This window comes from Pseudomonadota bacterium (assembly GCA_023229365.1).
Lineage (GTDB): Bacteria > Myxococcota_A > Polyangia > JAAYKL01 > JAAYKL01 > JALNZK01.
In genome coordinates, this window is the sequence record JALNZK010000207.1 from 1 (window position 1) to 6,145 (window position 6,145).

A 6,145-nucleotide genomic window follows, 5' to 3' on the forward strand; every position below is an offset into this window, starting at 1 on the left:
GCGACGGCGGCAGCAGGTACCGCTGCGTCGGCGTCCACTCCCGATAACTCTTCGTCATGCCGAGATCTTCGCACTCGGCTTCAGGCTTGTCGATCTTGCGGAGCGTCTATGCGCAACAGGCTCCTAGCCCCGCCCCTTGTACTTGCGCAGGATGCGCCGGAAGTTCGAGCGGTCCATTCCGGCCTGGCGCGCCGCCTCGCTCACGTTCCCCCCCGCCCGCTGCAGCGTCCCGAAGGCGTAGCCCGCCTCGAACTGCTCGATCGCCTTGCGCTTGGCCCCGGCGAACGGGAGGTCGAGCGGCACCCTCTGCGAGAGCGGCTGCGCCGCGGAGTCGCTGACCGAGTCCGGCAGGTCGCCCGGGAGGATCACGTCGCCGCGGGACAGCACGACGGCGCGCTCGATCGCGTTCTCGAGCTCGCGCACGTTCCCCTGCCACGAGTGGGTCCGGAGCGCGCGCATCGCCTCGGCCGAGATCCGCGCGATCTCCCGGCCGGCGCGCGCGGTGTACTTGCGCAGGAAGTGGTACGCGAGCAGCGGGATGTCGTCCGGGCGCTCGCGCAGCGGCGGCAGCGTGATCGTAATGACGCTGAGGCGGTAGAACAGATCCTCGCGGAACCGCTTGTCCCGCATCGCCTGCTGCAGGTTGACGTTCGTCGCCGCGATGACGCGCACGTCGACGTGGATCGAATCGGACGAGCCGACGCGCTTGATCTCGCCCTCCTGGAGCGTCCTGAGCAGCTTGACCTGGACCTGGGGCGGGAGGTCGCCGATCTCGTCGAGCATGATCGTGCCGCCGTCCGCCGTCTCGAACAGCCCGATGCGCGTCTCGATGGCGCCCGTGAACGCCCCGCGCACGTGGCCGAAGAGCTCCGCCTCGACGAGCGTCTCCGGGATCGCCGAGCAGTTGACCGGGACGAACGGCTTGCCCGCCCGCGGGCCGCGGCTGTGGATCGCGCGGGCCACGAGCTCCTTGCCGGTGCCCGACTCGCCCTGCAGGAGCACCGTCGCCGCGGAGTGCGCGACCGAATCGACCATCCCGTAGACCTCGCGCATCGAGGGCGACGAGCCGACGATGTCGCCGTACCGCTCCCGGACCTCGAGCTCCCGCTCGAGCCGGAGCGCCCGCGCGACGAGGCGGCCATGCTCGGCGGCCTTCGTGACCGAGTGGGCGAGCGCGTCGGGCGACTGGAACGGCTTGGAGAGGAAGTCGTGCGCGCCGGCCTTCACGGCCGCGACGGCCGCGTCGACGTCGCCGAACGCGGTCATGATGATCACCTCGGTGCCGCACCCCACCGCCTTGATCTTCTTGAGCACGTCGAGGCCGTTCAGGCCCGGCATGACGAGGTCGAGCAGCATGACGTCCGCCCGCCGCGCGAGCGCCGCGGCGATGCCATCCGTGCCGTTCGTCGCGGTCTCGACCTCGAAGCCGTGCGCCGCGAGAATCCGCTCGACGCTGCGCAGGGATGCCGCGTCGTCGTCGACGACGAGCACGCGGATCGGACCGGGATCGCCGTTCGCGTGGTCGGCGCGCGCGGCGCCAGCGCCGACGAGCCCGTTCGGGGTGTCGTATTCGGACAAGCTCCGTTCCCTCGATGCTTCCAGACCTACCGCAACCTGAGACGGTCAGCCCGGGAATTTCTTTAGCAGGGGCGCCGCTCGCCGCGCCCCTCAGTACAGCTTGAAGTGCAGCAGGCGGCACTCGAGCGCGCCGTTCCAGAGCGTGTCCCGCCGCTCGGGGTGCAGGCCGATCTTGCCGGCGAGGAACTTCGACCCCGTGAGGACGTGGGCGGTGAGGCCCGCGCAGCGCCGCTTGAGCACGTCGCCGAGCTCCGAGTACAGCGTGCCGAGCTGCCCGAGGTCGCCGAGCCGCTCGCCGTAGGGCGGGTTCGTCACGACGCGGCCCGGCGGATCGAGCCGCGCCAGATCGCGCAGCTCCGCGCGGCGGATCGCGACGACGTCGTCCGCTCCCGCGCCCCGCAGCGCGGCCGCGGTCGTGCGGATCGCCTCCTCGGAGACGTCGGAGCCGCGGATCGGCACGCCGTCGAGATCGCGGATCCGGGCCCGCGCGTCGGCCTTCACGCCGCTCCACAGCAGCCGGTCGAACGACGGGTGGCTCTCGAGGCCGAACCGCCTGCCGAGGAGGCCGGGCGCGACACCCTTCGCGATCAGCGCGGCCTCGACCAGGATGGTGCCGGAGCCGCACATCGGATCGACGAGCGGCTCGGCGCCCGTGTACCCGGCGAGCAGGAGCACGCCCGCGGCCAGCGTCTCCTTGAGCGGAGCCTCGGCGCCGAACGACGGCCGGTAGCCGCGCCGGTGCAGCCGCTCCCCGGACGTGTCCCAGCTCAGCGTGCACGTGTCGTCGACGATCCGCGCGTTGAGCAGCAGGTCCGGCGCCTTCGGGTCGACGTTCGGCCGGCGGCCGCACTTGTCGCGGAACCAGTCGACGACGCCGTCCTTCACGACGCGGGAGACGAACTGCGTGTGGCTGAGCCCGGAGCGGTTGCTCACCGCGTCCACGGCGAGCGTCTTGTCGAGATCGAGGTGCGCGTCCCACGCGATGGCGCGCACGCCGCCGTAGAGCGCGGCGCGGTCGGCCGCGTCGAACGTCGCGATCCGCACGAGCACGCGGTGGGCGGTCCGCAGCTCGAGGTTCGCGCGGTACGCGAGCCGGAGATCGCCCGTGAAGGCGGCGCCGCGGGCCCCGGGCTCGATCGACGCGGCGCCGAGCCTGACGAGCTCCTCCGCGAGCACGCCCTCGAGCCCGGCCGACGTCGTGGCGAACATCTCGAGGCCGCCCTCGGGGCGCTCCTCTCGTTTCCTCCGGCGAACGGCTGGGCGGGCTGCTCTCAAGGCTCGGCCTCAGCCCCGGCGCTTCGAGCGGAGCTGCCTCGCGGCGGAGACGATCGCGCGCGGGACGTCCCGGCTGCTCTCGAGCATGCGCACGTCGTTCGGCCGCAGGTGGTTGAGGAACTGCAGCGCGTCCTGCATCGGCGTGCGCGGGTTGTTCACGAGGTTCAGCTTGATCTGGTACAGCTTCGTCCATTCGCGCCTGTGGGCGATGTAGCGGACCGCCTCCTCCGGCAGGGAGCGCGCCTTGGAGAACCGGATGATCTCCGAGTCGCCGATGCCCGGCGACTTGAGCACGGCCATGACCACGAGCTTGTTCGAGTCGCGCACGAGCACCGCGCGCTGGTTCGAGTTGCCGAGCGTGGCGACGCGGATCTTCTGCGACACGCTGAGCCCCGACAGCGACGCCTCCATCCTCGTGACGTGCTGCCCCTCCTGGCCGGCGATCGCCGGGAGCTCGCCGCGCTCGATCGCGGCGAGGATGTCGTCCACCATGGCCCCGTCGAGGTTCTTCGCGACCTCGTCGCCGAGCACCGACAGGAACTCGAGGTCCTCGTCGACCGGGTGATCGTTTTCGTCGAGCGCCTCGAGCTCCTCCTCCTTCGGCGCGGGGGTCGCGCCGAGCACGGCGGCCTTGATCTCGGCGAAGGTCGGGATGCCGTCGAGCGTGAGGCCGTTGCGCACCGCGAGCTCGATGGCGCGATCCACGGACGACATGCGGGCGCCAGCGTTCAGGTAGAGCATCTCGATGATCTGCGGGCAGCGCAGCAGCCGCTCCTCGTTGGAGAACACGATCTCGAGGACGCGCTCCGACTTGATCTGGCCCGAGAGCCAGGCCACGGTCTCGTCCAGGGTGCCGCGGTTCAGCAGGATGCGTTCGACCGCCTTCTCGTGCTTGGAGAGGAGCCGCGCGAGGCCGTCGAGGACCCCCTCCTCGAGCGGCTGATCCAGCGTCGAGACGAGCACGGCGTCGGGGAGCTTGCGGAGCGTCTCGCGGGCCTTGCCGCTCAGCGCAGCGTCCTTCTCGTACGAGAGCGCGTAGAGCACCTTGACGAGCTCGGCCGGCGCGAACGGCGCGACGCCGGACGCGGCCATCATCTTGAGCTGCGCCGGGGCTGCCGGATCGACGACCTTGGCCGCCTGCGGCGTGAGGTTCGTGAGCTGAACCGGGTGATCCATGCGGGCCTCCGTCCTTAGGGTCGCGGACGGGGCATCTTAGCACGAACTCGCGAAACCCTGCTCAGGCTTGGCGCGCGGCGGACGGATCCACCGGTTCCGCCGTCGGCCCCGGATGCCGCCGCCGTTCGATCCCGTACGCACGTAACGCTTGACACATATTCTGGCAAGAACGATAGTCGACGCATCGGATCTCTGGGGGGACACGTGAGAATCTTCACGATCATCCGTTCGGGAGCGGCAGCCGTCACGAGCAGGGACGGCGCGCCCGAGCGTCGATCTCCTCGCGATCCGAGGGGGGGCGACGATCTCGTAGCCTCCCCGATCCTGTCCAGACCCGATCCTTCCACATGCGAGAACATCGTCCGCGCCGTGCGCTCGGACATGGCACCACGCGGGCCGCGAGGCCGCGCGGGGAGGGGGTAGAACCATGACACGGAACAAGCTCGTGGGGTTGTCGCTCGCCATCTGCGCGGCGCTCGCGGTCACGACGGTCGTCTCCTCGGCGGAGGCGCTGACGTGCAACGTGACCGACATCCGGGTTACGACTCGAACTCTGAATTCTGACGACGTTCACCCGGCTCCTCTTGTCGTAGACGGGGCTGAAGTTGCAGAGGGAAACATCATGTTCTACTTCGGCACCGCGACTACCTGGACGTATGGTTTTGCGTTGAACAATTCTGGAGTCGAGGATTTCAGGCAGGGTGCGATCGACGAGTTCACCCAGCACTACTCAACCTCTCTCCCGGTATTTCCGACCCATTTCCAGAGAATCAAGATCGGGAGTCTCTCGACGACGGAGTTGTGGGGCATGGCCGGTTTCAAAGTGGAGATAAAATGCAGCGGTCAGAGCGCGTGGTGGGGGATATATACGAACCGTGGGTTGAATAAGGTGCTGGGCGGCTTGCCTAATTTCGGTTCCGTCTACTCGACTTCTGTTGGTGTCGCCGGAACCGACAGCTACAACGGCGACCACGAGGTGTTCTGGCTGATGAATATTGGAGACCACGATGCTGACGGCATTCCGGACGACCTCGCAAACTGCAACTCCGGCGGAGATGTGAAATGTAGGGTTCAGGCCATTCTTTCGGATGCCAACCGCAACGACATTGCAAATGCCGTTTGGCCTCTCACCGAGAGTTGGTGGGACATGGGGAACAGCACTTTTGTCAATCCTCTTCAGGCACAGCAACCAGGCGAGTACCATGAAGAACCCGATCCACTCAATCCTGCTAACACCATTGATGTGTATACAACTGACAATATTTGGCGTTGGTTCTACACAAGCAACGGGCAAGATCCCATACTCCATAGCGCCATTGCCTCAGCCAGACTTAGATTGGATCAGTGCACGATGCCAATCACAGACTGCACCATGCAAACGAATTACGTTCATGCGACGGCATTGCAGGCGTGGGGAAAGCAGAGTTACACACCCTATCCATATTTCCGTTCACACATTTATGAAGGCGATTTCAATACCACGGATGCTGGTGGCTGGCTTACGGTCACGGGGGCCGCCGACGTAGATTTTGTGGCGACTTACAATAAACGTTACTACGGATTTAGCGGCACGCATTGGCACGTTGAAAACACGCAGGACTCCGAGCACATGACCCAGCAATTTAAAATATCCTGCGGCTACAAATCTACCGACATGATTCTGTCGACCCGAGGGTTCCCATATGAAAACATCGCGACGGATCCGCAATTTGATGATCCCGCGTTTGCAGGCGCGGAGACTTGGGAAGAAGCTATTGCCGTCGCACATCTCGTGTGGGGGTATAAGACTATGTGCTGCGGTTCTTGGGATTGCTGTGATGACGCGTCCGATTGCACGAGCAGCTTGTCTGGCAACCCCAAATGCACGGCCGCCAACATCGCCGACTGGTGGACGAAGCCAAGGTGTCTTCATGATGGGGTGGATAAATGGTGTTTTGACGAAATAGGTGACTACGATGATGATGGAGATGACAGGTGGGGTAATCCAATCATAGGCGTTAACCGTTTTTTTGCCTTCAACATGTTGTCCGTTCCATGACGGAGGAATGGAAAACCTCGTCAACACTATAGAGTCGAAGGGCTGGGAGATGATCACCGCGCAGCTTCCTAGTCCATG

The 6,145-nt window shown here is 66.0% G+C and carries 4 protein-coding genes; 1 reads left to right on the top strand and 3 read right to left on the bottom strand.

Features of this window, described 5'->3' with window-relative positions:
• Positions 1–123: 123 nt before the first annotated feature.
• The 3 genes from M0R80_30905 to M0R80_30915 form a co-directional block, all read right to left on the bottom strand.
• A complete protein-coding gene (locus tag M0R80_30905) occupies positions 124–1,578 on the bottom strand; it encodes a sigma-54 dependent transcriptional regulator (protein ID MCK9464050.1) in 1,455 nt (484 codons plus the stop codon).
• Positions 1,579–1,668: 90 nt separating this feature from the next.
• The gene (locus M0R80_30910; protein MCK9464051.1) at positions 1,669–2,853 is read right to left on the bottom strand and encodes a THUMP domain-containing protein; all 1,185 of its coding nucleotides are present in this window, start codon (positions 2,851–2,853) and stop codon (positions 1,669–1,671) included.
• A gap of 9 nt (positions 2,854–2,862) precedes the next feature.
• Positions 2,863–4,029: a hypothetical protein gene (locus M0R80_30915; GenBank protein MCK9464052.1), complete on the bottom strand. Its 1,167-nt coding sequence runs from the start codon at positions 4,027–4,029 to the stop codon at positions 2,863–2,865.
• A 427-nt stretch (positions 4,030–4,456) separates the two neighbouring features.
• Between M0R80_30915 and M0R80_30920 the strand changes: the two genes are divergently transcribed.
• A complete protein-coding gene (locus M0R80_30920) occupies positions 4,457–6,067 on the top strand; it encodes a hypothetical protein (GenBank protein MCK9464053.1) in 1,611 nt (536 codons plus the stop codon).
• Positions 6,068–6,145: the final 78 nt, after the last annotated feature.